Origin of the sequence: Streptomyces regalis (assembly GCF_001509475.1) — a bacterium.
Lineage (GTDB): Bacteria > Actinomycetota > Actinomycetes > Streptomycetales > Streptomycetaceae > Streptomyces > Streptomyces regalis.
The window spans coordinates 18,680-42,280 of the sequence record NZ_LLZG01000400.1; the positions used below are offsets into that span (position 1 = coordinate 18,680).

Genomic DNA, 23,601 nt, shown 5'->3' on the forward strand with positions numbered 1-23,601 from the left:
TTGTGCAAGAGCCCCTTGCGCTATTGCGCCAGGGGCTTCGTCTATTCCGGGGCCATCCGGTCCGACGGTTCACGGCCAACGACGGTCGCGACCTGTCGTGGTGTACACGGTCAAGACCCTCCGTGTACACCCCTGACCTTGGACATGCCCCGCCCGGAAGGGGTGTACGCGCGTGCCCGCACTTGTGCTGCTCGGTGCTCAGTGGGGTGACGAAGGCAAGGGAAAGGCGACGGACCTGCTAGGCGGATCCGTCGACTATGTGGTGCGCTACCAGGGCGGCAACAACGCCGGCCACACGGTAGTCGTGGGTGATCAGAAGTACGCCCTCCACCTGCTCCCTTCCGGAATCCTCTCCCCGGGGTGTACCCCGGTCATCGGCAACGGCGTCGTCGTCGATCCGTCGGTCCTGCTCTCCGAGCTGAGCGGTCTGAACGAGCGCGGCGTCGACACGTCCAAGCTCCTCATCAGCGGAAACGCGCACATCATCACGCCTTACAACGTGACGGTGGACAAGGTGACGGAACGCTTCCTCGGCAAGCGGAAGATCGGCACGACCGGTCGCGGCATCGGCCCGACCTACGCCGACAAGATCAACCGCGTCGGCATCCGCGTCCAGGACCTCTACGACGAGTCGATCCTGTCGCAGAAGGTCGAGGCGGCCCTCGACGCCAAGAACCAGATTCTCACCAAGCTCTACAACCGGCGCGCGATCGCCGCCGACCAGGTCGTCGAGGAGCTGCTGGGCTACGCCGAGAAGATCAAGCCGTACGTCGCCGACACGGTCCTGGTCCTCAACCAGGCGCTGGAGGACGACAAGGTGGTCCTCTTCGAGGGCGGCCAGGGCACCCTCCTCGACATCGACCACGGCACGTACCCCTTCGTCACCTCCTCGAACCCGACCGCGGGCGGCGCCTGCACGGGTGCGGGTGTGGGCCCGACGAAGATCAGCCGGGTGATCGGCATCCTCAAGGCGTACACGACCCGTGTCGGCGCCGGCCCGTTCCCGACCGAGCTCTTCGACGCGGACGGCGAGGCGCTGCGCCGCATCGGCGGCGAGCGGGGTGTGACGACCGGCCGTGACCGTCGCTGCGGCTGGTTCGACGCGGTGATCGCCCGGTACGCGACCCGCGTGAACGGCCTGACGGACTTCTTCCTCACCAAGTTGGACGTCCTGACCGGCTGGGAGGAGATCCCGGTCTGCGTGGCGTACGAGATCGACGGCAAGCGCGTCGAGGAGCTCCCGTACTCCCAGTCCGACTTCCACCACGCGAAGCCGGTCTACGAGATGCTGCCGGGCTGGAGCGAGGACATCAGCAAGGCCAAGTCCTTCTCCGACCTGCCGAAGAACGCCCAGAACTACGTCAAGGCGCTCGAGGAGATGTCCGGCGCGCCGATCTCCGCGATCGGCGTGGGTCCGGGCCGGGACGAGACGATCGAGATCAACTCGTTCCTGTAGGACAGGGAGTGGAAACGCCCGGCCGGTCCTCCGGCCGGGCGTTTCCGTGCGCATCCATCGGACGTTTATGTGCGTTCGTCACCCTGACGTCATGCGTACTCAGTCATTCAGGGGGAGACCGGCGGGCGCCGCCGGGGCGACGGAGTCAGCGCACCCGGCCATCCGCGAGGACAGGACGGTTCGGGGCGTCACGGCATGGGCCAAGGTGCTGAGCGGGCTGTACGGGCCGGTCAGCGTCTCGGCCGACCAGGGGTTCCGCGCGACCGTGCGGGCGCGGCAGCTGGGCGTCGTACGGGTGTCCGCGGTGGACTGTCCGGCCGCGGAGGTACGGGGGACGCCCGGGCCGGGCGGGGCACGCGCGGCCCGGTACCACCTCGTCCTGGCGCCGGGCGGCGAGGCGGTGCTCGAACAGGCAGGGCGGAGCGTGCGGGTCGGGGCCCGCGGCCCGGTACTGCTCGACACGGATCGGCCGTTCCGCCTGCACCTGACCCGACCGCGGAACACGGTGGTCACCGCGCACCTGCCGTGGGCGGAGCGGGACGGCCTGCAGGGACTGGTCGCGCGGGAGCTGCCGGGTCGTGAACCACTCGCCCTGCTGGTAGCGGAGTTCCTGTCCGGCCTCGCGCGGGACGAGACGCCGTACGGGCCGATCGACGAACTGCGACTGGCCACGGCGGTGACCGAGCTGGCGCGGACCCTGCTCGACCACCGGCTCGGCGACGACGAGGGCCCGGCAGCCCCGGTACTGCTGGGCCGGATCCAGCTGTACATCCTGGACCACCTCGACGACCGGCGGGTTACGCCGGACCAGGTCGCCGCCGCACACCACATCTCCACCCGCTATCTGCACCGGCTCTTCCAGGGGCAGGAGCTGACCGTCGCCGCCTGGATCAAGGCCCAGCGGCTGGAGCGGTGCCGACGCGACCTGACCGACCCGGCGCTGCGTCATCTGCCCGTCCACACCATCGGGGCGCGCTGGGGTTTCGCCCAGCCGGCCGACTTCAGCCGGGCGTTCCGCGCCGCGTACGGCATCACGCCGACCGGCTTTCGCGCGGGTGCGCTCCCTGCACAGAAACAGTGCGCGCCACGCCAACGACAGGTCTCCGCCGTCCCAGCAGACTCAACTTCCTGAGGGGGCACGGCAGTTGCCGTACCCCCGGCATCTGTCGGCAGAACCCATGGGGGAAGAGCATGACCGAACAGGAAGCGCAGGTGAAGGCGACGGCAGCCGCCCCGCGAGCGGTGGAGCCGCGCGGCGGCGCCGGCATCTTCGACGTCGATCCGGACCAGAGCAAGGTGAGCCAGGACCCGAAGGTCGTGGTCAAGGGCGACATCGCCGCGTTCCCCGAGAACGGGGTGGTGTGACATGGGATCCGTGGAAGGGATGCTCGCGCAGATGCGCAAGCTGATCGGCACCGGTGAGAACCCGCCCGGCTCGAACAACAACTTCATCACCGACTGGTACGGCTTCGACGACGCGTGGTGCAACATGACCGTCAGCTACGCCGCCGCCAAGTCGGACAACCTCGACGCGATCTTCGGCAAGCACGCGTGGACGGTCGGACACGCCCGGAGGTTCCAGTCCAAGGGGCGCTGGCACTACGGGGTCGGCGGCATCCGCGCGGGCGACGTCGTGTTCTTCGACTGGAGCGGCACCCGGTCCATCGACAACATCGACCACGTCGGCGTGGTCGAGGCCGTGCACTCCAGCGGCAAGATCACCACCATCGAGGGCAACACCAGCGACAAGGTCCTGCGCCGGGACCGCTACTCCTCCGAGATCGTGGGTTACGGCCGCCCCGCCTACGGCAACGCCGCGCCGCTCCCGCCCACCGACGGCATCCTGCGCCGGGGTTCCAAGGGCGCGGCGGTGAAGACCCTCCAGGGCAACCTGAACAAGGTCATGGGCTCGAAGCTGGTCGTCGACGGGGACTTCGGCCCTGCCACCGAGTCGGCGGTGAAGGCCTTCCAGAAGAAGTACGGCCTCACCGCCGACGGTGAGTACGGGCCCGCCTCGGACAAGATGATGAAGTCCGCCCTCAAGGGCGGCACCAAGCCGCAGAAGCCGACTCCGCGTCCGCCGGGTGCCGGGAAGCTCGTCGTCGACGGCCAGTTCGGCCCCGCGACCTGCGCCGCGCTCCAGCGTTCGCTGAACTCGCACGGCGCGAAGCTGTCCGTGGACGGTTCCTTCGGCCCGCTCACGAAGAAGGCCCTCCAGGGCTACCTGAAGGTGACCGCGGACGGCGTCATCGGTCCGCAGACGGTCAAGGCCCTCCAGAAGAAGGTGGGCTCGGGCGTCGACGGCAAGTGGGGCCCGGACACCACCCGCTACCTCCAGAAGGCCCTGAACGCGGGCAAGTTCTGACCCGGGGGTTCCTGTAGGACCAGCGCGGGACCTGTGGCGATCGGTCACGGGTAACAGTTGATGATCGTGTGGTAGGTCGTGTACCGCTCGCCAGGGAGAGCGGGCTGGCGGTACACGTCCTTCGCCGCCTCCACACAGTAGACGGTGTTGCGGTTGCCGCCGACGCTCAGCTCGTCCGTGTGCCACACGGCGACGTAGTTGAGCTCGCCGTGGACGGACACCTCCCCGCAGTTGCCATTGAGCGTCAGTTGCACCTCGTCGGCGTAGACTTCCACCCGACCGCCCCGACAGTCATGGGACTTGCGGGTGCCGTCGGACTCGATCGTCAGCTCCGTCGGCAGCGGCGGCTCCTCCTCCGTCTCCTCCGGAGCGGGCGACGGAGTGGGGTCGGGTGTCTCGGAGGCATCCTCGTCCTGCGCTCCGCTGCTCGTGCCGCACCAGCGATCGGCCTCGTAATCGGGCGGTGCGATACCCCTTTTGACGCCGAGTTCCCGCAAGGTCTGTGCGGTCTGGGTGACGGCGATGTTCCCTACCGTCGAGTGGCAGGCGCTGCGCTGCTCCGTCACGGTCGTCTGGATCACGATGTTCCCGGTGCGGACGAGGACCCGGGAGATCCCGCCCTGAAGACCGTCGATCAGCGCCTCGTCCCCCAGACCGGGGACGCGTTGGTCGCCGTAGTTGCGTCTGAGCTCGTCGAATGCCCACGAGGCCATGTCGACGGCACTGCGGGACGTCTTGGGCGGTACGACGGTGATGCGGAACTGAAGGCTGTAGGTACCCACGTAACTCGTGTCGGGCATCGGTATCCAGGAGCTGCCGTCGAGGGGCGGCGCGGAGTCGATGTCCGTCTCGCCGGTCCACATACAGCTGAGCGCCTTCCAGTCGTCCGCCGCGTCCACGTCGGATTCGTCGCCCGCGGTCGCGTCGGTGTCGTCGTCGGCCAGGGACGCGTGATAGCCCTGCGGGAGGTCGTCGAGGATCGGGCAGTACACGCCGGCGAAGTCGTACGGCCCTGGCGCACCCGGCGTGAAGCTCACGCTGAGCAGGGCGACCAGGGCCAGTGGCATGGCCGTGAGGTTGGCCCCCGGAGGAGGCAGCAGCGCGCGGCGCGGCGGTGCGGGCTGCGGGGCGGTGCCGCCGGCGAGCCGGTCCTGCAGGCGGGCGTGGCGGAACTCGTAGACCCCGCCCGCCTGACGCAGCACCCCGCGACGGTGCGCGTCCTCCAGGAAGGAGGCGAACCCCCAGGGGAGGCGGCCGGTGAGCGCGAGGGCGATGCGCGTGGCCGTGAATCCCCACCAGGCCGATCCGGCTACGCCGAGCAGGGCCAGCGCGATGAACGAACTCGCTCCGCCGGCGGTCCAGATGAGCGGGCCCACGACATCACGGCCGCCGGTGCGGTGCCAGGCGGCCGTGACGAGCAGGGGGCCGAGGGCCGCGAAGGCCAGCAGCCAGGAGCGGACCGCGCCCGGGCCCTCGCCGCGCAGGGCGTACACGGGGGCGAGCACCACCACCGCCGTACGGTCGGCCCGCAGCAACTCCTGCGGGCTGCCGGCCCGGGAGATGTCGACGGCGTGGTCGACGAGCCTGCGCATGCCGAAGAGCAAGGGAAGTACGGCCAGGATCACCGGGTTGACCCGCATCGCCAACCCGACCGGCAGGACGACGGCGGCCGCGAGCGAGGCCTGTGTGACGAACGCGCGCAGCCGTCCGCGCACCACCAGGCGGCGTGGTGCGATCCCGGTGTCCGTGCCGCGGGGCCGTCGGGTCAGCAGCGCGATCAGACAGACCGCCGACTGAACGATCAGCGCGGCCGGCGGAGGCGGCTGTTCCGTCCGCTGCGGCTGGCCGAACACCAGCCACCCGGTCACGCCGAGCGTGAGCGCGAGAGCGGCCGTCTCCAGCGCCAGCCGACAGGCCTCGGGGACGCCGGGGCTCAGCCGCCACCAGACGATCTCGCGCAGCCCGAGCCGTTGCAGCCGCCGGGCCAGGGACCTGAGCCAATCCCTGGCCTCATCGGCAGACCAGCGGTCGGTGGGGGTGGAGTAGGTGCTCGGAGGTGTGCGGTAGACCGCCGTGACGAACTGGTCGAGCAGATGGTCCTCGACCTTCTCGCGTTTCCGGAACCGCTTGGACTTGAGGAGTTCGTCGGGGGAGGCGGAGGTGTCGCTGTAGGCGGTGCGTGCGAGGGCGACCATCAGGGGGGTGGACAGCACGTCGCGGAGCATGGCGGCGCGGGCCGACTTCTGTTCGCCGTCGGGGCCGTGGACCAAGCCGCTGCCCGACAGGGCGTCCAGGACGGGCTGCCACTTGGAGTCGCCGGACGGGTCCTTGCCGCCCGGGCCGTCGTGGTTGTCCGAACCATCCGAGGTCTTACGGCCGTTGGTGCCGACGGTCAGCGGCAGGAAGTGCCGTAGGTCCTCGGTGCCGAGCGATTCGAGCTCGATCACCGCGGCGGCGCTCAGGAACCCCGCTTCCTCGACCGCCGCCGCGTACTCGGCAGGACGGCTGGTCAGCAGCACCTTGCCCTCATCGCGGCCCCGCATGGCGTTGAGGGCCCTCAGAACCTGGGGGCGCGCCTCCGCGGCCAGTTCGTCGAATCCGTCCAGGACCAGCAGCAGCCGTCCGTTGTCCAGCAGTTCGGCCGCCGCCGAGGAACCGGTGCCGCCCATGTCGGCGAGCGCGGGGTAGTCACGGGCGATCCGGCTCGCGGCCCACTCCATGAACTTCGGCTGCGCTGACGGGTTCCAGGAGGACAAGGACAGGAGTACGGCGACGGGTGCGGTCTGCTGGTCTTCGCGGCGGTCAGTGAGGTAGTCCAGCAGGAAGCGCACGGCGAGGACGGACTTCCCCGACCCTGGTCCGCCCAGGACGACCAGGCGGCGCGAGGGGACCTTGCGGAAGACCGCCAGGATGTCCGCGAACTGCCCGTCCAGGTCGCGCGGTGACACGTCCTTGTCGCCGTCGCAGATGATCTCCCAACTGTCGTGGCCGGTGGCCGTCCGCCAGCGCACCGGCATGGCCTTCGGGTCGTACAGCCGCAGCGCCTTCTCTTCCTTCTGCCAGGCTGCCGCGGTCGCGTGGGCCAGATGGTCGGCGGCGACGAGCAGCCGGTGGCGCATGCCGAGACTGCGGTACGCCCGCCACGCCGCCGAACACCTGCGCAGCCCCCAGCTCATGCCGCCCAGGCAGGTGAGCCCGGCCCCGGCCAGCGCCCACGTCGGGCCAGCCGGCGCTGGTGACGAGACGCGGTCCAGTGCCAGCCAGCCGAGGAGCCCCGCCGCGGCGGACAGCAGCATCGACGCCGTCAGCCAGGCGAAGGCCGGCCAGGGTGTGCCGCTGCCTCCGGCGAAGACGACGTTGCCCTTGAAGACCCCGGTCTGCACCAGGTTCAAGGTGTCGCCGAGGTTGATGTTCGTCGTACTTCCCGGCTGCTCCGGATTCCCGGCCGGGTCGGGTCCCTCGTGCGCCATGTGCCCCTCGCGCGATGGCTCTTGTCGGATCGTCGGCAAGATACACGGTAGGCCAACAGGGCTTCGGCATACGGGAGTTCGAGCGCCGTGATCGTCTCTGGTGCCCTAGGCTCAGTCCTGGACGACATCGGAGGCGCCCATGGACCCGATCACACCCGAACTGCTCATGGCCGTCGCGGGCGGCACCGCGAGTGCGGCGGGGCAGCAGATCTGGACGACGCTGCGTGAACTGGTCACCCGCCGGTCATCGGACGGCGAGGCGGAGCTGACGGCTCTCGCGCAGGCGACGGCCAGCGAGCAGCGGGCCGGCGCGCTGGCCGAGGTCCTGGCGTTGCGCGCCCGCCAGGACCCCGACTTCGCCGCGGCACTCGACGCCTGGCGCCGTCAGGCCGAGGCACTGGAGCCCGCGCCCGCGCCACCGGCGTCGACCGGCTCCGGTGACGTGACCAACCGGTCCGAGGGCACGGTCCACGGCAATCTCGTCCAGGCGCGGGACATCCACGGGTCCATTCATTTCGGGAACCCCGGTAACTAGGGACCCGCGGGGCCTTCCCGACGGCAACGCGCCTTTGACGCCCGGGTCTGCGGGTGGTTCTCGCCCAGCACTCGTCGGCGGCGCTGCCAGGTGTCCTCGTCCAGTGCCCTCGCGGCCTCGGCCTTTCCTAGTTCCTCGAGGGTGAAGGCGAGGTTGGCGGCCTCGTGCAGGGTCTGGGGATGGTCCTCGCCGAGGGTGCGCCGATAGCGGGTGAGCGCGTCCTCCTGAAGAGCCCGCGCCCCCTCGAAGTCCCGGGTTTGGTAGAGGCTGATCGCCAGGTTGGAGACCGCGTGCAGGGTTTCGGCGTGGTCGTCGCCGAGCGCCTGCCTGTTCAACCGCAGCCTGTCCTCCATCAGATCCCTGGCACGCTCATGCTCGCCGAGCGCGTTGAGGCTCGCGGCCAAGTTGCCCACAACGCTCAGGGTGTCGGCGTGCGATTCGCCCAGTGTCCTGCAGAGCCGGGGAAGTGCGTCCTCCCACAGGGCGCGCGCCTCCTGGTGCTTCCCGGAGCCGAAGAGGCATCCGGCGAGCCTGTTGGCCATGGCCAGGGTGTCCCGGTGATCCTCCCCGAGGTTCGCGGCCCACTGGCGGTGAACCGGGCGCGCGACGGTGATACCGACCTGATGCTGGCCCGACAGGAAGAAGTAGCGCACGACGCGTACGAGAAGGTCACGGAACTGCGCGGACTCCTGGCCGGCGAAGTCCGGGCGGCCGAGCAGCATCCGCACTTGACTGGCGAGCGCGCGGTAGTCGTCCCAGGAGGCCGGGTCGTCGGGATCGGTCACCCGCAGGCCGGCGTCCCGGTCCAGTACCGCACGATAGGGGTCGTCGGACACGGCGGCCCGCTGAGTGGGCCGGATCGCTGGGGCCGGCTCGGACTCGAAGCGGAGAGCCGGGCAGCCGGGTTCATGGCCGATGAACCCGCAGCCCGAGTTGATCGGGGACGGAGCGCGGTCCTCGGAATAGAGCGCGGCCACTGGGTACGCCTCGAACGGCTCGCCGTTGTTGTCGATGACGACGGTTCCCTCGTATTCCGCACACTCCCAGTCGAGCTCGATCCGCCAGCGGACCTCGTAGCTCCGCACGACGGCCTCGAAGTGGAACTCCTCCACGTCGGTGGCGCTGATGGAGAACGGGAAGTCCGGCCCCTGCGCGTGCAGTTGTGGCGGGTCGGTGTCCAGCTCGGTCTTGAAGTACCGGGGCGCCATCGCCCGGCCGATCCTGGGCTTGAGACAGGCCGGTCGAGGAGCCCGACGGGACTCCACGACGACCCGGGCAGCGCGCAGAATCACCGCCCGCGTCGTGGGCCGGGCCTGCAGAGTGACGATGTAGAGCGTGCCGCTGGGCGCCATGGGCCTCGGCGGGTCGGCGTCCACGACCAGGTCGGCCAAGGTCGAACCGGGCTGCCGCCGCACCCGGACGATGACCGGGTTCTGGAGATTGCTCAGTTCGTCGCGCTGGCCCTGGTGGAAGTGCACATCGCCGCGGATGCTGCCCGCCATGACGACATCGCCGTAATATCCGTCACAGATCTCGTTGCGCACATGAGTGGACTGGACTTCGTCTTCCATGGGCATCCCCCGTCGCTCACGAACCACTGACTGCTCCGCAAACCAGCGTAGGCATTAACTCCCCTTTGAAACCATGGAGTTGAGCATTCACACGAGCAACTGGGGACAACGTTGGCTTCTTGACGGAATGCGGCCGTACCAGTGGCCTGAAGAGATGGACCCCAACGCGTCGGACGACACCCCACAGATCGTCGCGCTCATACGCGGAGCCCTCGAACCCGGGGACGAGTCCCGGAAGTTCGCCTCACCACTGTTCCGCGCTGCCCGCCTCGCCGAGAAGCGGATACGCACCGCGCAGAGCGACGACGACGTGCTGCGCTACGCATGGCTGCGCGGCACCGCTCTGCACCCGCTCGCGGTCATCTGGGCCCACTTCGGGAAGCCGACGGTGAGCATGGCGCACGCGCAGCCGGCCCTGGCCTCCTACGACTATGTGCGCCTCAGCGGTTTCGCTCTGCCCAGAGAACTGGTCATCCCGCACATCGGCCTCTCCGAGGAGGCCGTCGCGCAGGCCGAGCACCCTTCCGCCAAGCTGCCGGTCCTGGCCCACGCCGACCTGAACGCGAGGTTCGCCCTGCTCCTGGCCCGGCATGCGAAGTACGACGATCCCGGCCGCCCGTACCGCCGGGGCGTCCCGCGCCTTCCGTCGCCCTCGCCCTACGCCGGCCTGTGGCTGCCCCGCGAGGTGCTCCAGCGGATGCAGGACGTCAATGAAACCGTCAGGGACCTGGATGTTCCCCTGTTCGACAAGTCCCGCATCCACGATGTCCTGTTCAAGGCCGGGGCGGCACTGAAGGAACGCCTCGACGGCGACCTCAGTGGGCGGCGTCGCCGATGAAGAGGGCCCAGGCGTCGGTGGAGACGGTGAGGTTTGGGCCGTCGGGGTTTTTGGAGTCGCGGATGTGGATGGTGGTGGCGGTGTGGGGGCAGAGGGCGACTTCGACGCATTCGCCGCCGCTGCTGCTGCTGTACGACGACTTGCGCCAGGCGTAGGCGACTTCGAGGCATTCGCCGCCACTGTCACTGCTGTAGCTGGTCTTGAACCACCGCAGGGTGCCGGTCACTGGAATTCTCCTGCCAACTGCTCGATGAGGCCCAGCGATTCCCGTGGACCCAGGGCCTGTGATCGGATCTTCGCATAGCGGTGCATGTATGTCGTCACCTTGGCAGGCTCGCTGACGAGGATGCTTTCGTCCTGGGGCTCCAGGTAGACGAGGTGCTCGTGATCGGGGGTTTCCACGAGCGTCACGTCACCGCGGTCGCCAGCGTGTTCACCGTCCAGCCCGCAGCCCATCGGCAGCACATGGACCGTGACGTTGCGGCGCTTCGCGCACTCCACGAGGCGCAGTAGCTGCCCGCGCATGACCTCCCGGCTGCCGATCGTACGTCGCAGTGCGGACTCCTCGATGATCAGCTCGATCAGTGCCGTCGGATCCCGGTCGAAGAGCGACCGTCGCGCCAACCGCGCCTCGACCAGCTCTTCCACGCGCTCGTCCTTGAGCGGTGGATAGCCGCCGCCGATCAGCGCACGGGCGTACTCCTCCGTCTGGAAGAGGCCGTGGACCACGAAGGTGACGTACGTGGAGAGCGTCAACGCCCGCTGCTCCAGCAGGACGTAGTTCTTGAACTGCGCCGGGTACTTGTCCAGCCGCATCAACTCACGTGCCTTCTCGAAGACCCCCAGCCCGCCCCCGATCTCCTGCTCCAACCCCACCAGCATCTGATCACTCGCGGGCTGCGCACACGTCTCCATCGCGCTGATTGCCGCCGCCGTGTACCCGAGTTTCTCGCCCAACTGCGGCTGCGTCAACCCGTGTTGCTCCCGCAACGCCTTCGCCAGGGCGGCGACCAAATGGGCCGTACCGCCTGCCTCCGTCTTGTTCTCCGCCCGCGCCATTGCGGTCACCTCCGAACTCAACCGAACTCAACCGGTCACAACTCACGGACGTCGCCACTCAACCGTGTTCAACCGACGACTCAGAGTCATGGATCACGCTAGCCCCGCACCCGCAAACTGGCCCCGTGAATACGCAAAGTGACTTGACCTGGCTCCCGGCCACCGGCGTTCAACTCCGCAAGGCAGGCGTCCAGTTCGACGCGATCAGAGTCGACGGCGAGAAGGGCCGGGACGTCGCCGACTGGCTGGCGCGGATGACCGGCGGCGATCCGGGGCCCATCGTCGAGACGGCGACGGGTCGGCGCGGGGTGTACTTCCTCGTGCCCGTGGGCAGCGTGTCCCATCGTGCCTGGCCCGACGGCGTCACCCGCTTCACCGCAAGCGCGGGCCATGTCTCGTACATCCCGGTACCCGCGCTCAACGGTCCGACCTGGCCCTTGAGTTGGCGCTATCGGCCCACGACCCCCGACCGCCTCGTCCACACGCGTCTGCTGTGCACCGCCCTTCACTCTCAGGAGTGAAGAACGCGAACTTCCGCCCGGGAAAAGGCGGTTTCGACTTGCAATCGTCGCTCTGCGTGGCCTTAGAGTCACGCCAACAGAAATGCCCCCGCGGTGCGCCAACACCCGGGGGCTCGACACCAGGAGCAGTCCCTCCGGATGCGTACTCATCGTACGACGCCTGCCCGCGTCTTTTCAGGCCTGTCTGCCGCCCTTCTCCGTGACCGGAGCATCTCCTGGCGCGCGGTGAGCGTACTGACGTACCTGCTGGCCCTCCCGCACCACACCCGCGTCACCCTCCGCGCGCTGGCCTCGCCGAGTGTCGAGAAGCGGGCGGGGATCGTCGCCGCCCTGCGTGAACTGGAGGAACGACGGTATCTGCGGCGGGTCGTGCGGGACGGGCGCGGCGACGGGGCGGCAGGCCAACTCTCCGTCGTCTACGAGGTGTTCGACGCCCCGTACGAAGCCGCGCCACGAACGGGTGAAACCAAAAAAGTGCCCGGCCGGGCTGCGTCGCCGGGCAGGCGGACCGCCGCAGCCGTCCGTCTGCTCCTCCTGCTCGGGGAGTACGACCGGCGTCTCACGCTCGACGGCGCCGAGGCGCGGCGGCTCGCGCCGCTGGTGGAGGAGTGGTGGCGGCGGGGCGCGAGCAGTGCCCAGGTGCGGGCGGCGGTGACGGGTGGCTGGCCTCGGTGGGCGGGCTCGGCGTACGGCCACATCGAGGCTCGGCTGCGGGACGGGCTGCATCGCCGGGTGGCACCAACAGGCGTTCCTGTCGGGGCTGTTGAGGTTGATTTCCGTAGGCGGCGAGGGTTCGCCTGGCGGTTCCTTCGAGAGAAATGGAGTGTTTTCGATGACCGTCGCACTAGAGCGGCCTGAGGTGGTATACCGACGGTATACTGTCGTCATGGCTGACACCACCGTCAAGGTCGACCCCGCTGTCCGTGACCGCCTCATGGTCCTCGCCCGCGAGCGCGGGATGACCATGCGTGACCTGATTGCCGAGCTGGCGGGGGCCACGCCGACCAAGGAGGAGCTGCGGAAGCGGTACGAGGAGACGAAGGCGTACTGCGAGACGCACTTCGGGGTGACGCTCACGGACGAAGACCACGACAGGGTGGAGAAGGTCTGGCAGGACCTTGAGGCCGGTCGGCCCGTGGACAGCCTGTGAGCGCGGCGAGGGCCGGGTCGACCGGCGTCGTGTTCGACGAGTCGGCCCTGCTGGCGCTCGGCTCGGGGAACTCGCTGGCCTCTCAGTTCGTCGCGAACACCGAGCACGGGCCCACTCGGCATGTGTACGTTCCGGCGCTTTGCCTGGCCGCTGCCGACGGCATGCGCAAGGGACTTGCCGAGCATGTCGGAGCGCTGCCCGCCGTGGAGATCGTCGAGTTGGACTTCGCCGGGGCGTCCACCGTGGGTGGGCTGTTGCGTGACGGGGTGGAGTGGCGGCTCGGCCACGCGGTCCATCTGTCCCGGCCGACGCCGGACTGGCCAGACGGGCGCCATGTGCTGACCGTCGAACCCGACCTGTACGCGGACATGCCCCTCGTACGGACCATCAGGTTGCCGCGCCAGCGATGACCACAAGGCGAGGGTGCCCGCCGGGTGCCCTCGCCCGGCGCCCCGGTCCGCTCAGATGGGCCGGGGCCCTGGTGTTCGTGGGGAACGGGTAAGCGGGTAAGGGGAGTTGAGCAGAGGAGTGTGGCGGAGGGAACGGGGACGGGAGCGTGCGGAGCGACGGGGGCGGCACTTCGGTGCAGAACAGGATCGACTCGGGGACATTCCACGGGCCGGTCGTCATGGTCGGTCGGGTCGACCGCCTGATCCTCCAGGTCGGGGCGCCGATGCGGATCGTCGGCTGCGGCGCGCTCGCCGTGCTCGGGCTGGTCTGCCTCCTGAACGCACCCGAACTGCCGCCCCTGCGCCGACTCGGTATCGGGCCCACGCTCGCGGGCACGGCGTTGCTGGGGCTGGCCGTCGCGCTGTACGTCGTGCTGAGCGTCCGGGAGGCCGCCGTACGGCGCGCTGAGGCCGCGTGGCTGTCGGAGGAGAACCTCGGCCGGGCCGCCGACGCGCTCGCCCGGGACCTCGCCCTGCAGTACGCCCAGGACGAGCGGCTGACGCAGGTCAACGACCCGTACCCGCTCGACGTGGACTGGACGACGGTCCACGGCGGCGGACCCGGCGCAGACATCGACTCCGGCTCCGGCACTGTTGGTCAGCTCTCCATTGCCGCCTACTTCACCCGACTGCCCACCCGCCGCCTCGTCGTGCTCGGCGGCGCGGGCGCCGGGAAGTCCATCCTGGCCCTGCGCCTCGCCGAGGAACTGGTGCGTACCCGCCCGCCCGGCTCGGCGGCGCCGGTCGCGGTCGTCGTGCCGCTGGCGTCCTGGAACCCTCGCGAGGGGCTGATCGGATGGATGGGGGCACAGATCGCGGCGGCCCACCCGCGTGCCTGTACGCCGGTGCGTGGTGCGCCCGCCGCCGACGTGGCCCGGCGCCTGATCGAGACGCAGCGGGTGCTGCCGGTCCTCGACGGTTTCGACGAACTCCCGGGCGAACTGCGGGCCGACGCCCTGGAGCAACTCCGGGCGAGTACGTCGGGCCGCCGCCCGTTCGTGCTGACCAGCCGGGAGCCGGAGTACCGGCGGCATGTGAGGGACGGCAGCGTCTTCGATCGCACCGAGATCGAACTGCGGCCGCTGAGCACCCTCGCCCTGGACCGCTATCTGAACCCGGAGGGAGCCGCCGACGCCAAGTGGGCCCCCGTCCTGCGGCGGCTCACCAGCGACTCCGACGACTCGCCCGAGGTACGCCGACTGCGCGGCGTGCTGGGCGCGCCGCTCATGGCGGGCCTCGCCCGGGAGGCGTACGGCGGGTCCGGCACAGACCCGCAGGAACTGCTCGCACCCGGCGCGTTCGGCACCCGGCGGGATGTCGAGCGGCATCTCCTGGACGCCTTCCTGAGCGTCGCCTACAGCGCCTCGCACGACGTACGGGACCGGCCCGGCAACTGGGACCCGGAGCGGGCGCGGGCCTGGCTCGCGTTCCTCGCGGCGCGGATGAAGGCGGGCGGCGAGCACGAGTTCGCCTGGTGGCGGCTGGTGGAGGACGTGCCGCGGCTGCTGCGGACGGCGGCGCTGCTGCCGGCGTTCGCGGTGTGCTGTCTCGCCGTTTCCTATGGGGAGTACGGGACGCCCTGGTGGGATCGGTGGGTGGGGTTGTCGTTCGTCGGCGGGTACGCGGTGCTGGCGCTGGTCGTGCTCGGTTGCGTCCACGTCTTTCGGACGCGGCCGCAGAACGGGCCGCGGCAGTTGCGCCTGCCGACGGGGCAGGAGGTGCGGGCGGGGCTGCGGCGGGGCCCGAACCAGGCGTCCGCCGCCCTCTCGGTGAGCGCCCTCGCGTTCCTCTGGTGGCTCGTCCTGGACTACGGGGGGAGCACAACGGCGCAGTTCTTCGGGCTGGTGACCGTCGTGGTCCTCTGGCGGATGTGCCGGAAGCCGCTGAAGCCGCTGTGGAGTCCGGCGGACCCGTCCGTCGCGCCCTCCCCGCGTGCCCTGCTGCTGGCCGACCGGCGCGCGGCGATCCGCTTCGGCTGGCTCGCCTACGCCAGGGACGGCGAGGAGTATCTGCCCGTCGAACTGCTCGGCCTGTCGGCGGCCGGCCTGCTCCTCTTCTGGAACACGAACGGCGGGCAGGACATCGCCTCGATCGACACCTGGATCCGGACACTCGGACTCGCGTATCTCAGCTGCGTCCTGGGCTCGCTGGTGGAGTCGGCGTGGTTCGGATTCGCCCTGGCCCGGGGGCACGTCGCCCTCAGGGGAGACCTGCCCCGACGGCTGATGGCCTTCCTCGACGACGCGCACCGGCGGGGCGTCCTGCGCCAGAGCGGCGGGGTGTACCGGTTCCGCCACGTCGAGCTGCGGGACCGGCTCGCGGCGCACGCCACCGTCCAGGGTGACGGCGAACAATCGCCGACGGCCACCCGGAGAGCCAGGCCGGTGCGACGGACGGCCGCCGTGATCGTCGTCCTGCTGCTGCTCGCCGTCGGTGGTGCCGTGGCCCGCGGGCCCTTCGTGATGGCCGCCGCCCCCGGGCCGAGGACCCAGTTGCCCGCCGCCTGCGACCTGCTGGCCGCGGACCTGCCACGGCTCACCGTGGACGGCAGGAAGCTCGCGACCGGCCGGCAGCACTGCCAGGCCGGCGAACAGTCGCCGTTCGCGCCGGACGTTCAGGTGACCATGTCGGCCCTGCTGTACAAGAGGGAAGGAACCACCGGCGGCCCGTACCGTGCGGCGCTCGGCTCCGCCACCCGGATCGGTGAGATCCGGCGGAACCTGGCCGCGGGGTCTCAGTCGACCGCGGACGCCGGACTGGGAGACCAGTCCGTCCGCATGGTGGGGCACAGCGCCCAGCCACGCCGCACCGCCCTGGAGACAGTCCCGTACGAGGCATCCTTCGTGGTCCGCGTGGACAACGTCCTTCTCTCCGTCACCTACGCAGAGGAGTTCGCAACCCGGGACAGGGTCGCGGAGGTCGCGCGGATCCTCACCCGCAACGCCCTGCGGCGGGCCGGACTCTCCGACGCCGTGCCGTCGTCGGAGAACGACGAGCGCTCCCTGGCGGACGTGCCGCGCACCCGCGTCCCCGAGACCGACAACCGCTTCGCCCACTACGAGCGCCGCCCGGCGCGTGCCCTGCACGGCGCGGTCTGGCGGGCCGGGGAACGCTCCTACCTCTGGTACCTGCCGTACACCTACTTCGTCTTCCGTGCCCCCAAGCACCTCCACTGCCCGCTTCGTCCGGAGGAGGTCGCGAAGGACACCGTGGGCTACAGCTGCGGGAGGGTGCCGGAGTGGGAGCGTGCGGGGTGGGTGCCGAAGACGAGCGTGGAGATCAGGTCCCGGTACTGCGGCTCCTCGTGCGACAGCCGCGAGACCCGCGACTTCCTGGACCGGATCCCCGACCACGACCGGACCGATTGGCGGGAGGACGACAAGGACCGCACGTACTACGCCATCGGCTCCGCCGCCGACGGGACCCGGTACCGGACGTCGATGAAACGGAGCTGGGGCCTCAGGGACCTGGACAAGGGCGAGGACCATGCGTTCCTGCTGTGGGTGCGGGTCGAGGTGCCCGACGACGAAGCGGAACTGGCACAGAAGATCGTGAACGACGTCCATGCCCAGACTGCCCGCTACGAGACCACACCGCAGTGAAGTGATGGGAGAGTGTGTTCGTGGATCAGATCGCACCTGAACTGCTCATGGCCCTCGCCGGCGCACCGCAGGCGCCGCCGGCCAGCAGATCTGGGCCTCGCTGCGGGACCTGGTCAGGCGTCGGCCGTCCGGGCAGCCCGCATGCGGCGAGGCCGAGTTGACCGCCCTCGGTACGGCGGCGGACGACGCGGAACGAGCCAGGGAGCTCGCCGAGGTGTTGGCCCAGCGGGCCGGGCAGGATCCGGCCTTCGCCCAGGCCCTGGAAACCTGGCGTCACCGGGCCGAGGCGTGGGACGACGCGCGGACCGGCGCCGGCGACGTGCACAACGAGATCTCCGGGGGGACGTTCCAGGGGCCCGTCGTCCAGGCACGGGACATCAACGGGCCCCTCACGTTCGGCCCCTAGGGGTCCACCCGATGGAGCCGTGAGCGGGCGAAGCGCGCGCAGCGCCCCTAGCGTGCGGTGGTGGGGGGCGATCACAGAAGAAGGTGAGTGCTATGCGCGTGCTGCTCAAGGCCAATCTCGACACCGAGAAGTCGAACGACCTCATCCGCAGCGGCAAGATGCCCCAGGTGGTCCAGGAGCTTCTGGAGCGGATCAAGCCGGAGGCCTCCTACTTCACCGTCGACCAGGGGCAGCGCACCATGCTCCTGGTCTTCGACATGCAGGACAGCTCCCAAATGCCCCCGCTCGCGGAGGGTCTCTTCTTGCAACTCGATGCCAAGGTCGACTACACGCCGGTCATGAACCTCGACGACCTGCAGAAAGGGCTGTCCCAGTTGAAGGTCAGCTGAAGACGATCATCGAACCCTGCGCCAGGCTCCGTGTCGCTGCCGCGTGCAGCCCCAGCCAGACGTGCCGTTCGCGGGCGAAGGGGCTCGGGTCGTACGGGGCGGCGACGGCCGGTTCCTCCAGGGCCGTGGGTGCGAGCGGGGGCTGGGGGGCCGTCGGGGGGTTGGCCGGGTCGATGCCGATGACCGGGGCCACGAACTCCAGCTCCCGCAGCAGCGCCTGCGAGGAGCCCAACGGGCCGCCGCCCGCGAGGAGTTCCTCGTTGGAGAGCGGGTTCGGGAAGTCGACGGGGACGTACGCGCCCGCGTGGTCGTAGTGCCAGACCAGGTGCGACTGCTGGGCCGTCGTCTCGAACATCTCCAGGAGTTGCTCGTAGTCGCCGCCCAGTTCGTCGACCGGCGTCACCGGCAGCTGGCACACCTGGAGCAGGTACGCGCGGCGCAGGAAGTGCAGCGCGTCGTAGTCGAAGCCGGCGACCGGGGCGACGTCGCCGGACAGGCCCGGCATGTACTGGTACACCGGCACCGGTGGCAGCCCGGCCTCGGCGAGCACCTTGTTGTATTGCGCGAGTTCCTCGGCGAAGGGGTTGTCGGGGGTGTGGCACAACACGTCGACAAGCGGCACCAGCCACAGGTCACAGGCCAAAAGAGGGCTCCTCGCGTAGCACGTTGGTCAGGGAAGGGTAATCGGTGCGGCTCGGGGGCGGATCCCCTTATGCGGGTCTTCATGAGGCCCTTCTGGGGCTTGTCATGCAAGTCCCCGCTCGTGCAGGTCCCATACCCACACTCCGTCGACCCACCTACCCGGCCCGCCCACCAGCTTCTCCGGGGATGACCACGGAGAGGTCCGGGAGTTCGGGTTCCTCCGGCAGCTCCCGCTCCTGGCTCATCCGGACGCCAGTCGCTCGATCAGGGCGAGGGAGTCCGCGTCGTGGGCGGCGATGATCGAACGGGCCGTCGGCAGGTCGCGGAGCATCAGGGCGTCGACCAGGTCGGTGTGCCGGGACCACAGGTGGCCGCGCAGGTCGTCGAGGCGGCGCAGATGCTGGACCGCGCAGACCCAGGACTGCACGCGCAGCCGGTGCAGGAAGTCGGCGAGGTAGGGGTTGCCGAAGAGGGCGCCGAGTTCGCGCCAGAAGCGCAGGTCGTAGCCGATGAGCACGGTGAGGTCGCCGGCGGTGGCGGCGCGCTGGGCCTCCTCGGCACGGCGGCGTACCCCGGCCACGGCGGTCAGGACGCGGGGGTCGTCGGCGTCCCGGTGGCCGGCGCCTTCGGTGGCCAGGACCTGGAACATGCCGTCGATGACCAGGCCGCGGGCCTCGATGATGCCGCGGTAGTCCTTGACGGAGTACTCGTGTACGCGGAAGCCGCGGTGCTGGTCGGCCTCCAGGAGGCCCTGCGCGGAGAGGTCGACGAGGGCTTCGCGTACCGGGGTTGCGGAGACGCCGTACTGCTCGGCGATCTCCTTGACGGTGAATTCCCGTCCTGCCTGCAGCCGCCCGGCCAGTACTTCGTCCCGCAGCGCGTCCGCGATCTGCTGCCGCAGGGTGCTCCGGGTTACGGAGCCGTTGCTGCCGTTGGCGGGCATGGTCAGGGCGTCTCCCGTCGGCGCGATGGGGTGGCGTGCACGTATATGTCTACGAGCACGCCACCTTACGCGTTCGGGTGTCGGGGGTACTTCTGCGGGGAACGGCGGTTTCCTCGCCCCCGCCTCCTGGGGGCCTACGGCCCCCAGACCCCCGCTTCGGCCCTGAACGGGCCTCGTCCTCAAACGCCGGACGGGCTGGATGATGCGGACCTGCGCTGAGAAGCGATGGCCGGTGGCGGCTCCGTCACTCCGCGTACTCGTCCGCCACAGCCAGCGCAGCGTCCAGCGCCGCGAACCCCTCCTTCAGCTCGGCCTCGCTCACGTTGCACGGCGGTACGACATGCGTGCGGTTCATGTTCACGAACGGCCAGATGCCCCCCGCCTTCGCGGCGGAGCCGAACGCCGTCATCGGGGCGTTCGCCTCGCCGGCCGCGTTGTACGGCACCAGGGGCTCGCGGGTCTCCCGGTTCCGTACCAGCTCGAGCGCCCAGAACATGCCCACGCCCCGCACCTCCCCGACGCTCGGGTGCCGCTCGGCCAGTTCGCGCAACGCCGGTCCGACCACCTCGGCGCCCAGCCGGGCGGCGTTCTCGACGATGCCCTCCTCCGCCATGACGTTGATCGTCGCGACGGCGGCCGCGCAGGCCAGCGGGTGCCCGGAGTAGGTGAGACCGCCCGGGTAGGGCCGCTTCGCGAACGTCTCCGCGATGGCCCCGGAGATGGCGACTCCGCCCAGCGGCACATACCCGGAGTTCACGCCCTTCGCGAAGGTCATCAGGTCCGGCGTGACGTCGAACAGGTCCGCCGCGAACCACTCCCCGGTCCGCCCGAACCCCGCCATGACCTCGTCGAGGATGAAGACGATCCTGTACTTGTCGCAGATCTCACGGACCCCGGCCAGGTATCCCGGCGGCGGCACCATGATCCCCGCCGTCCCCGGAATCGTCTCCAGGATGATTGCGGCGACGGTCGACGGCCCCTCGAAGGCGATCGTCGTCTCCAGGTGCTCCAGCGCCCGCGCGCACTCCTGCTCCTCGGTCTCCGCGTAGAAACGGGAGCGGTAGAGGAACGGCGTCCAGAAGTGCACGACACCGGCCGCGGCGCTGTCGGAGGCCCAGCGGCGCGGGTCGCCGGTGATGTTCACGGCCTGCTGGGTGCCCCCGTGGTACGAGCGGTACGCCGACAGCACCTTCGGCCGCCCCGTGTGCAGCCGCGCCATCCGTACGGCGTGCTCCACGGCGTCCGCGCCGCCGTTGGTGAAGAAGATCTTGTCGAGGTCACCCGGCGTCCGCTCGGCGATCAGCCGCGCCGCCTCCGACCGGGCCTCGATGGCGAAGGCGGGCGCGAAGGTGGTCAGGTGTGCGGCCTGCTCCTGTATCGCGGCGACGACCTTCGGGTGCTGGTAGCCGATGTTCGTGTAGACGAGCCCGCTGGTGAAGTCGAGGTAGCGCCTGCCGTCGTAGTCCCAGAAGTACGACCCCTCCGCGCCGGCGACGGCGAGCGGGTCGATGAGCTCCTGCGCGGACCAGGAGTGGAACACATGCGCACGGTCCGCGGCCTTCACGGCGGCGCCGACCTCGGGATGGGGGTGAGGGGTCATGCGGCGAGCGTAGGTATCGGGGCTACGGGCGCGATATCGGCGTCCTGTCTGCGGTCGGCCGGTTTCCGCGACAGGTTGTCGACGCGGGGGGGGAGGAGGGGGGGACGCGGGTCACGAGAATGTCATTGACAGCAGACTGTCCAAGTGACAGCATGTTGTCATATTCGGGGTCTTTAGGAGGAGCCATGAGCAAGCCCGTGTACCTCGCCGTCTACGACAGCCTGGCCGACTGGGAGCCGGGCCACGCCACCGCGCAGCTCGCCCGCGCCGGATACGAGATCCGCACCGTCGGCCCCACCCGCGAACCCGTCACCACCGTCGGCGGCCTGCGCATCCAGCCCGACCTGGCCCTGGACGACGTACGGCCGTCCGACGCGTCCCTGCTGATACTCCCGGGCGCCGACCTCTGGGACGCAGGCGACGACCTTGCCCCCTTCGCCCGCAAGGCGCGGGAGTTCCTCGACGCCGGTGTGCCCGTCGCCGCGATCTGCGGGGCGACGGCCGGACTGGCCCGCGAAGGCCTGCTCGACGACCGGGACCACACCAGCGCGGTCTCCTTCTACCTGGCCGCGACCGGGTACGGCGGCGGCGAGCGGTACGTCGAGGCCGACGCCGTCACCGACGGTGGGCTCGTCACCGCCGGGCCCACCGAACCCGTCGCCTTCGCCCGGGAGGTCCTTCGGCTCTTGCACGTGTACGACGACGAGGCCGTCGACGCCTGGTACCGCCTGTTCCACGACTCCGACGCGACGGCGTACGCCGTACTCGAGAAGGCCGGCGTTCTGTGAGCCGCGAACGCCAGGACCTGCTCAGCCGCAGCGCGCTCGGTGTCTTCCGGCTCAACGGCCAGTTCCTCGCGGTCGCCGAGGAACTGGCCCGGCCGGCCGGGCTGACGGCGGCCTGGTGGCAGGTGCTGGGCGCGGTGCTCGGTGAACCCCTCCCCGTCTCCGGGATCGCCCGTGCCATGGGTATCACGCGGCAGAGCGTGCAGCGCATCGCCGACCTGCTGGTGGAGAAGGGGCTTGCCGAGTACCGGCCCAACCCGGCCCACCGCCGCGCCAAGCTCCTCGCGCCCACGGAGGAGGGGCGGGCGGCGATCTCCCGGATCAATCCCGGGCACGCGGCCTTCGCGGAGCTGCTGGCTGAGGCCTTCGGGGAGGCGGAACTCGCCGATGCCGTACGGATTCTGGAACGGTTGTCGAAGGTGCTCGACCAGATCGCCGTTCCTGTTACGGAACCGTAGGCGCAGCCCCGCTCACCTCCGCATATGCCGCACTATCGTGGGGCCGTTGCGTAAGCGGGGGTTTGCGTGGGTGGGGTTGGGGCGTGTGATGGAGCAGCTGGGGCCGGGCGATTTGCAGCAGATCGGGGTGTATCGGCTGCTGGCGCGGCTGGGCGCGGGCGGCATGGGGGACGTGTATCTCGCCCGGTCGGATCGCGGCCGTACCGTCGCCGTCAAACTCGTACGGCGGGAGCTGGCCGCACAGGAGGAGTTCCGGGCCCGGTTCCGGCAGGAGGTGCAGGCCGCGCGGCAGGTCGGCGGGTTCTGGACCGCGCCGGTGCTCGACGCGGACACCGAGGCCGACGTGCCCTGGGTCGCCACCGGGTATGTGGCCGGGCCCAGCCTGCAGCAGGTCGTCGGGCGCGACCACGGGGCGTTGCCCGAGCGTTCGGTACGGATCCTGGCGGCCGGTCTTGCGTATGCGCTCAAGGACATCCATGCCGCGGGGATAGTGCACCGGGATCTGAAACCGTCCAATGTCCTGGTCACCATCGACGGGCCCCGCGTCATCGACTTCGGGATCGCCCGCGCGCTGGAGACGGTCGGCGAGAGCGGGCTCACGCGCACCGGCGCGCTCATAGGGTCGCCGGGGTTCATGGCACCCGAGCAGGTGCGCGGGGACCGGATCACGCCCGCGTGCGACGTGTTCTGCCTCGGCTCGGTGCTCTCCTACGCCGCGACCGGCACGCTGCCCTTCGGATCCGTCGACAGCGGCGCGCACGCCGTGATGTTCCGGATCGCCCAGGAGGAGCCCGATCTGGAGGGGGTGCCCGAGGGGATCGCCGAGCTGGTGCACGACTGCTTGCGCAAGGACCCCGGCGCCCGGCCGACGCTGGACCGGATCCTGGAGCGTACGGGGGCCGAGGACACCGTCTCCGGGGGGCGGTCCCGGGATCCGTGGTTGCCGAGTGCGCTGGTGGCGCAGCTGGGGCGGCACGCGGTGCGGTTGCTGGATGCGGAGGATCCGGTGGGGCCAGTGGGTCCGGTGGGTCCGGTGGGGTCGGTCCGGCCTGGCTCGGAGGGGGGCCCGGCGGCTCAGGGCGGCCCGGTGGAGGTGCGTTCGCCGGAGGTGGGCTCCGGGGCTGTGCCGGGCTCCGGGGAGCCGACTCCCGCCGCCTCCCCCGAGCACGCTCCGGCCGCCGGAGCGACGCCGCCGGACCAACTCCCCACCCTGGCCGCGCAACAGAGCGGCCCGACCTCGCCGCCCGGACCGGGCACTCCGCCCCACCCGGCGTACGGCACCCCGCAGCAGCACCCACAGCCCTCGCAGCAGCCGTCGTACGGCTACCCGCCGCCCGCCCCGAACCCGCCGTACGGCGCTCG

General features: G+C 70.3%; 23 protein-coding genes. 16 read left to right on the forward strand and 7 right to left on the reverse strand.

The genetic code is table 11. From position 1 onward, the window contains the following. Positions 1-172 precede the first annotated feature (172 nt). The 4 genes from ADL12_RS43345 to ADL12_RS43355 all read left to right on the forward strand — a co-directional run bounded on the left by ADL12_RS43345 (position 173) and on the right by ADL12_RS43355 (position 3,821). Positions 173-1,456: an adenylosuccinate synthase gene (locus tag ADL12_RS43345; protein ID WP_062713845.1), complete on the forward strand. Its 1,284-nt coding sequence runs from the start codon at positions 173-175 to the stop codon at positions 1,454-1,456. 91 nt (positions 1,457-1,547) lie between these two features. Then, positions 1,548-2,588 carry a helix-turn-helix domain-containing protein gene (locus ADL12_RS43350; protein ID WP_159053477.1) on the forward strand — a complete coding sequence of 347 codons (1,041 nt, stop codon included), beginning with the start codon at positions 1,548-1,550 and terminating at the stop codon, positions 2,586-2,588. Positions 2,589-2,647: 59 nt separating this feature from the next. After that, positions 2,648-2,821: a hypothetical protein gene (locus ADL12_RS54655; protein ID WP_159053478.1), complete on the forward strand. Its 174-nt coding sequence runs from the start codon at positions 2,648-2,650 to the stop codon at positions 2,819-2,821. 1 nt (position 2,822) lies between these two features. Continuing rightward, positions 2,823-3,821, forward strand: a complete 999-nt coding sequence (locus tag ADL12_RS43355; RefSeq protein WP_079052601.1) for a peptidoglycan-binding protein — start codon at positions 2,823-2,825, stop codon at positions 3,819-3,821. A gap of 44 nt (positions 3,822-3,865) precedes the next feature. Here the strand turns inward: ADL12_RS43355 and ADL12_RS43360 are convergent, their stop codons facing one another. Next, entirely contained in the window at positions 3,866-7,291 is a 3,426-nt protein-coding gene (locus ADL12_RS43360; protein WP_062713848.1) for an NACHT domain-containing protein, read from the reverse strand. Between the two features lie 139 nt (positions 7,292-7,430). Between ADL12_RS43360 and ADL12_RS43365 the strand changes: the two genes are divergently transcribed. Further along, positions 7,431-7,826 carry a hypothetical protein gene (locus ADL12_RS43365; protein ID WP_062713849.1) on the forward strand — a complete coding sequence of 132 codons (396 nt, stop codon included), beginning with the start codon at positions 7,431-7,433 and terminating at the stop codon, positions 7,824-7,826. On the opposite strand, the gene ADL12_RS49340 is transcribed toward ADL12_RS43365, so the two are convergent. After that, complete coding sequence (locus tag ADL12_RS49340; RefSeq protein ID WP_063806810.1) at positions 7,823-9,397, reverse strand: tetratricopeptide repeat protein; 1,575 nt, start codon at positions 9,395-9,397, stop codon at positions 7,823-7,825. The genes ADL12_RS43365 and ADL12_RS49340 overlap by 4 nt on opposite strands. Before the next feature lie 154 nt (positions 9,398-9,551). Between ADL12_RS49340 and ADL12_RS43375 the strand changes: the two genes are divergently transcribed. Further along, the gene (locus ADL12_RS43375; protein ID WP_062713850.1) at positions 9,552-10,235 is read left to right on the forward strand and encodes a hypothetical protein; all 684 of its coding nucleotides are present in this window, start codon (positions 9,552-9,554) and stop codon (positions 10,233-10,235) included. Here the strand turns inward: ADL12_RS43375 and ADL12_RS43380 are convergent. Beyond that, positions 10,213-10,461 carry a DUF397 domain-containing protein gene (locus tag ADL12_RS43380; protein WP_062713851.1) on the reverse strand — a complete coding sequence of 83 codons (249 nt, stop codon included), beginning with the start codon at positions 10,459-10,461 and terminating at the stop codon, positions 10,213-10,215. The genes ADL12_RS43375 and ADL12_RS43380 overlap by 23 nt on opposite strands. After that, on the reverse strand, positions 10,458-11,294 hold the full coding sequence (locus ADL12_RS43385; RefSeq protein ID WP_062713855.1) for a helix-turn-helix domain-containing protein: 837 nt from the start codon (positions 11,292-11,294) through the stop codon (positions 10,458-10,460). The genes ADL12_RS43380 and ADL12_RS43385 overlap by 4 nt, the downstream gene beginning before the upstream one ends. Positions 11,295-11,419: 125 nt before the next feature. Between ADL12_RS43385 and ADL12_RS43390 the strand changes: the two genes are divergently transcribed. The 7 genes from ADL12_RS43390 to ADL12_RS43420 all read left to right on the forward strand — a co-directional run bounded on the left by ADL12_RS43390 (position 11,420) and on the right by ADL12_RS43420 (position 17,811). Next, positions 11,420-11,815 carry a hypothetical protein gene (locus tag ADL12_RS43390; protein ID WP_062713857.1) on the forward strand — a complete coding sequence of 132 codons (396 nt, stop codon included), beginning with the start codon at positions 11,420-11,422 and terminating at the stop codon, positions 11,813-11,815. Positions 11,816-12,040: 225 nt separating this feature from the next. Next, positions 12,041-12,673, forward strand: a complete 633-nt coding sequence (locus ADL12_RS43395) for a hypothetical protein (protein ID WP_062713859.1) — start codon at positions 12,041-12,043, stop codon at positions 12,671-12,673. Positions 12,674-12,701: 28 nt separating this feature from the next. Next, complete coding sequence (locus tag ADL12_RS43400) at positions 12,702-12,965, forward strand: hypothetical protein (protein WP_228044417.1); 264 nt, start codon at positions 12,702-12,704, stop codon at positions 12,963-12,965. Further along, entirely contained in the window at positions 12,962-13,375 is a 414-nt protein-coding gene (locus tag ADL12_RS43405) for a PIN domain-containing protein (RefSeq protein ID WP_062713863.1), read from the forward strand. Before ADL12_RS43400 ends, ADL12_RS43405 begins: the two co-directional genes overlap by 4 nt. Positions 13,376-13,521: 146 nt before the next feature. Continuing rightward, positions 13,522-17,016, forward strand: coding sequence for an NACHT domain-containing protein (locus ADL12_RS43410; protein ID WP_062713865.1), 3,495 nt, complete (start codon positions 13,522-13,524; stop codon positions 17,014-17,016). A gap of 157 nt (positions 17,017-17,173) precedes the next feature. Continuing rightward, entirely contained in the window at positions 17,174-17,422 is a 249-nt protein-coding gene (locus ADL12_RS57415; protein WP_244188261.1) for a hypothetical protein, read from the forward strand. 92 nt (positions 17,423-17,514) lie between these two features. Next, a complete protein-coding gene (locus ADL12_RS43420; RefSeq protein ID WP_062713866.1) occupies positions 17,515-17,811 on the forward strand; it encodes a hypothetical protein in 297 nt (98 codons plus the stop codon). Here the strand turns inward: ADL12_RS43420 and ADL12_RS43425 are convergent. The 3 genes from ADL12_RS43425 to ADL12_RS43435 all read right to left on the reverse strand — a co-directional run bounded on the left by ADL12_RS43425 (position 17,804) and on the right by ADL12_RS43435 (position 20,996). After that, positions 17,804-18,454, reverse strand: a complete 651-nt coding sequence (locus ADL12_RS43425; protein WP_062713867.1) for a phospholipase D-like domain-containing protein — start codon at positions 18,452-18,454, stop codon at positions 17,804-17,806. The genes ADL12_RS43420 and ADL12_RS43425 overlap by 8 nt on opposite strands. Positions 18,455-18,694: 240 nt before the next feature. Continuing rightward, positions 18,695-19,396: a GntR family transcriptional regulator gene (locus tag ADL12_RS43430; protein ID WP_062713869.1), complete on the reverse strand. Its 702-nt coding sequence runs from the start codon at positions 19,394-19,396 to the stop codon at positions 18,695-18,697. Positions 19,397-19,640: 244 nt separating this feature from the next. Next, complete coding sequence (locus ADL12_RS43435) at positions 19,641-20,996, reverse strand: aspartate aminotransferase family protein (protein WP_062713871.1); 1,356 nt, start codon at positions 20,994-20,996, stop codon at positions 19,641-19,643. Positions 20,997-21,181: 185 nt separating this feature from the next. On the opposite strand from ADL12_RS43435, the gene ADL12_RS43440 reads away from it, so the two are divergent. The 3 genes from ADL12_RS43440 to ADL12_RS43450 form a co-directional block, all read left to right on the forward strand. Continuing rightward, a complete protein-coding gene (locus ADL12_RS43440) occupies positions 21,182-21,784 on the forward strand; it encodes a type 1 glutamine amidotransferase family protein (protein WP_062713873.1) in 603 nt (200 codons plus the stop codon). Beyond that, positions 21,781-22,239 (forward strand): MarR family winged helix-turn-helix transcriptional regulator, encoded by a 459-nt coding sequence (locus ADL12_RS43445; protein ID WP_062713875.1) that lies wholly within the window; start codon positions 21,781-21,783, stop codon positions 22,237-22,239. Before ADL12_RS43440 ends, ADL12_RS43445 begins: the two co-directional genes overlap by 4 nt. Before the next feature lie 88 nt (positions 22,240-22,327). After that, positions 22,328-23,601 (forward strand): serine/threonine-protein kinase (locus ADL12_RS43450; protein ID WP_208614743.1); only part of this gene is annotated, 1,274 nt, incomplete at its 3' end.

What these genes read in the sequence shown, in the direction of transcription:
- ADL12_RS43350 (WP_159053477.1), top strand. Translation starts at nt 1,548, where the DNA reads ATGCGTACTCAGTCATTCAGGGGGAGACCGGCGGGCGCCGCCGGGGCG.
- ADL12_RS54655 (WP_159053478.1), top strand. Translation starts at nt 2,648, where the DNA reads ATGACCGAACAGGAAGCGCAGGTGAAGGCGACGGCAGCCGCCCCGCGA.
- ADL12_RS43355 (WP_079052601.1), top strand. Translation starts at nt 2,823, where the DNA reads ATGGGATCCGTGGAAGGGATGCTCGCGCAGATGCGCAAGCTGATCGGC.
- ADL12_RS43360 (WP_062713848.1), bottom strand. Translation starts at nt 7,291, where the DNA reads ATGGCGCACGAGGGACCCGACCCGGCCGGGAATCCGGAGCAGCCGGGA.
- ADL12_RS43365 (WP_062713849.1), top strand. Translation starts at nt 7,431, where the DNA reads ATGGACCCGATCACACCCGAACTGCTCATGGCCGTCGCGGGCGGCACC.
- ADL12_RS49340 (WP_063806810.1), bottom strand. Translation starts at nt 9,397, where the DNA reads ATGGAAGACGAAGTCCAGTCCACTCATGTGCGCAACGAGATCTGTGAC.
- ADL12_RS43375 (WP_062713850.1), top strand. Translation starts at nt 9,552, where the DNA reads ATGGACCCCAACGCGTCGGACGACACCCCACAGATCGTCGCGCTCATA.
- ADL12_RS43385 (WP_062713855.1), bottom strand. Translation starts at nt 11,294, where the DNA reads ATGGCGCGGGCGGAGAACAAGACGGAGGCAGGCGGTACGGCCCATTTG.
- ADL12_RS43400 (WP_228044417.1), top strand. Translation starts at nt 12,702, where the DNA reads ATGGCTGACACCACCGTCAAGGTCGACCCCGCTGTCCGTGACCGCCTC.
- ADL12_RS43420 (WP_062713866.1), top strand. Translation starts at nt 17,515, where the DNA reads ATGCGCGTGCTGCTCAAGGCCAATCTCGACACCGAGAAGTCGAACGAC.
- ADL12_RS43430 (WP_062713869.1), bottom strand. Translation starts at nt 19,396, where the DNA reads ATGCCCGCCAACGGCAGCAACGGCTCCGTAACCCGGAGCACCCTGCGG.
- ADL12_RS43435 (WP_062713871.1), bottom strand. Translation starts at nt 20,996, where the DNA reads ATGACCCCTCACCCCCATCCCGAGGTCGGCGCCGCCGTGAAGGCCGCG.
- ADL12_RS43440 (WP_062713873.1), top strand. Translation starts at nt 21,182, where the DNA reads ATGAGCAAGCCCGTGTACCTCGCCGTCTACGACAGCCTGGCCGACTGG.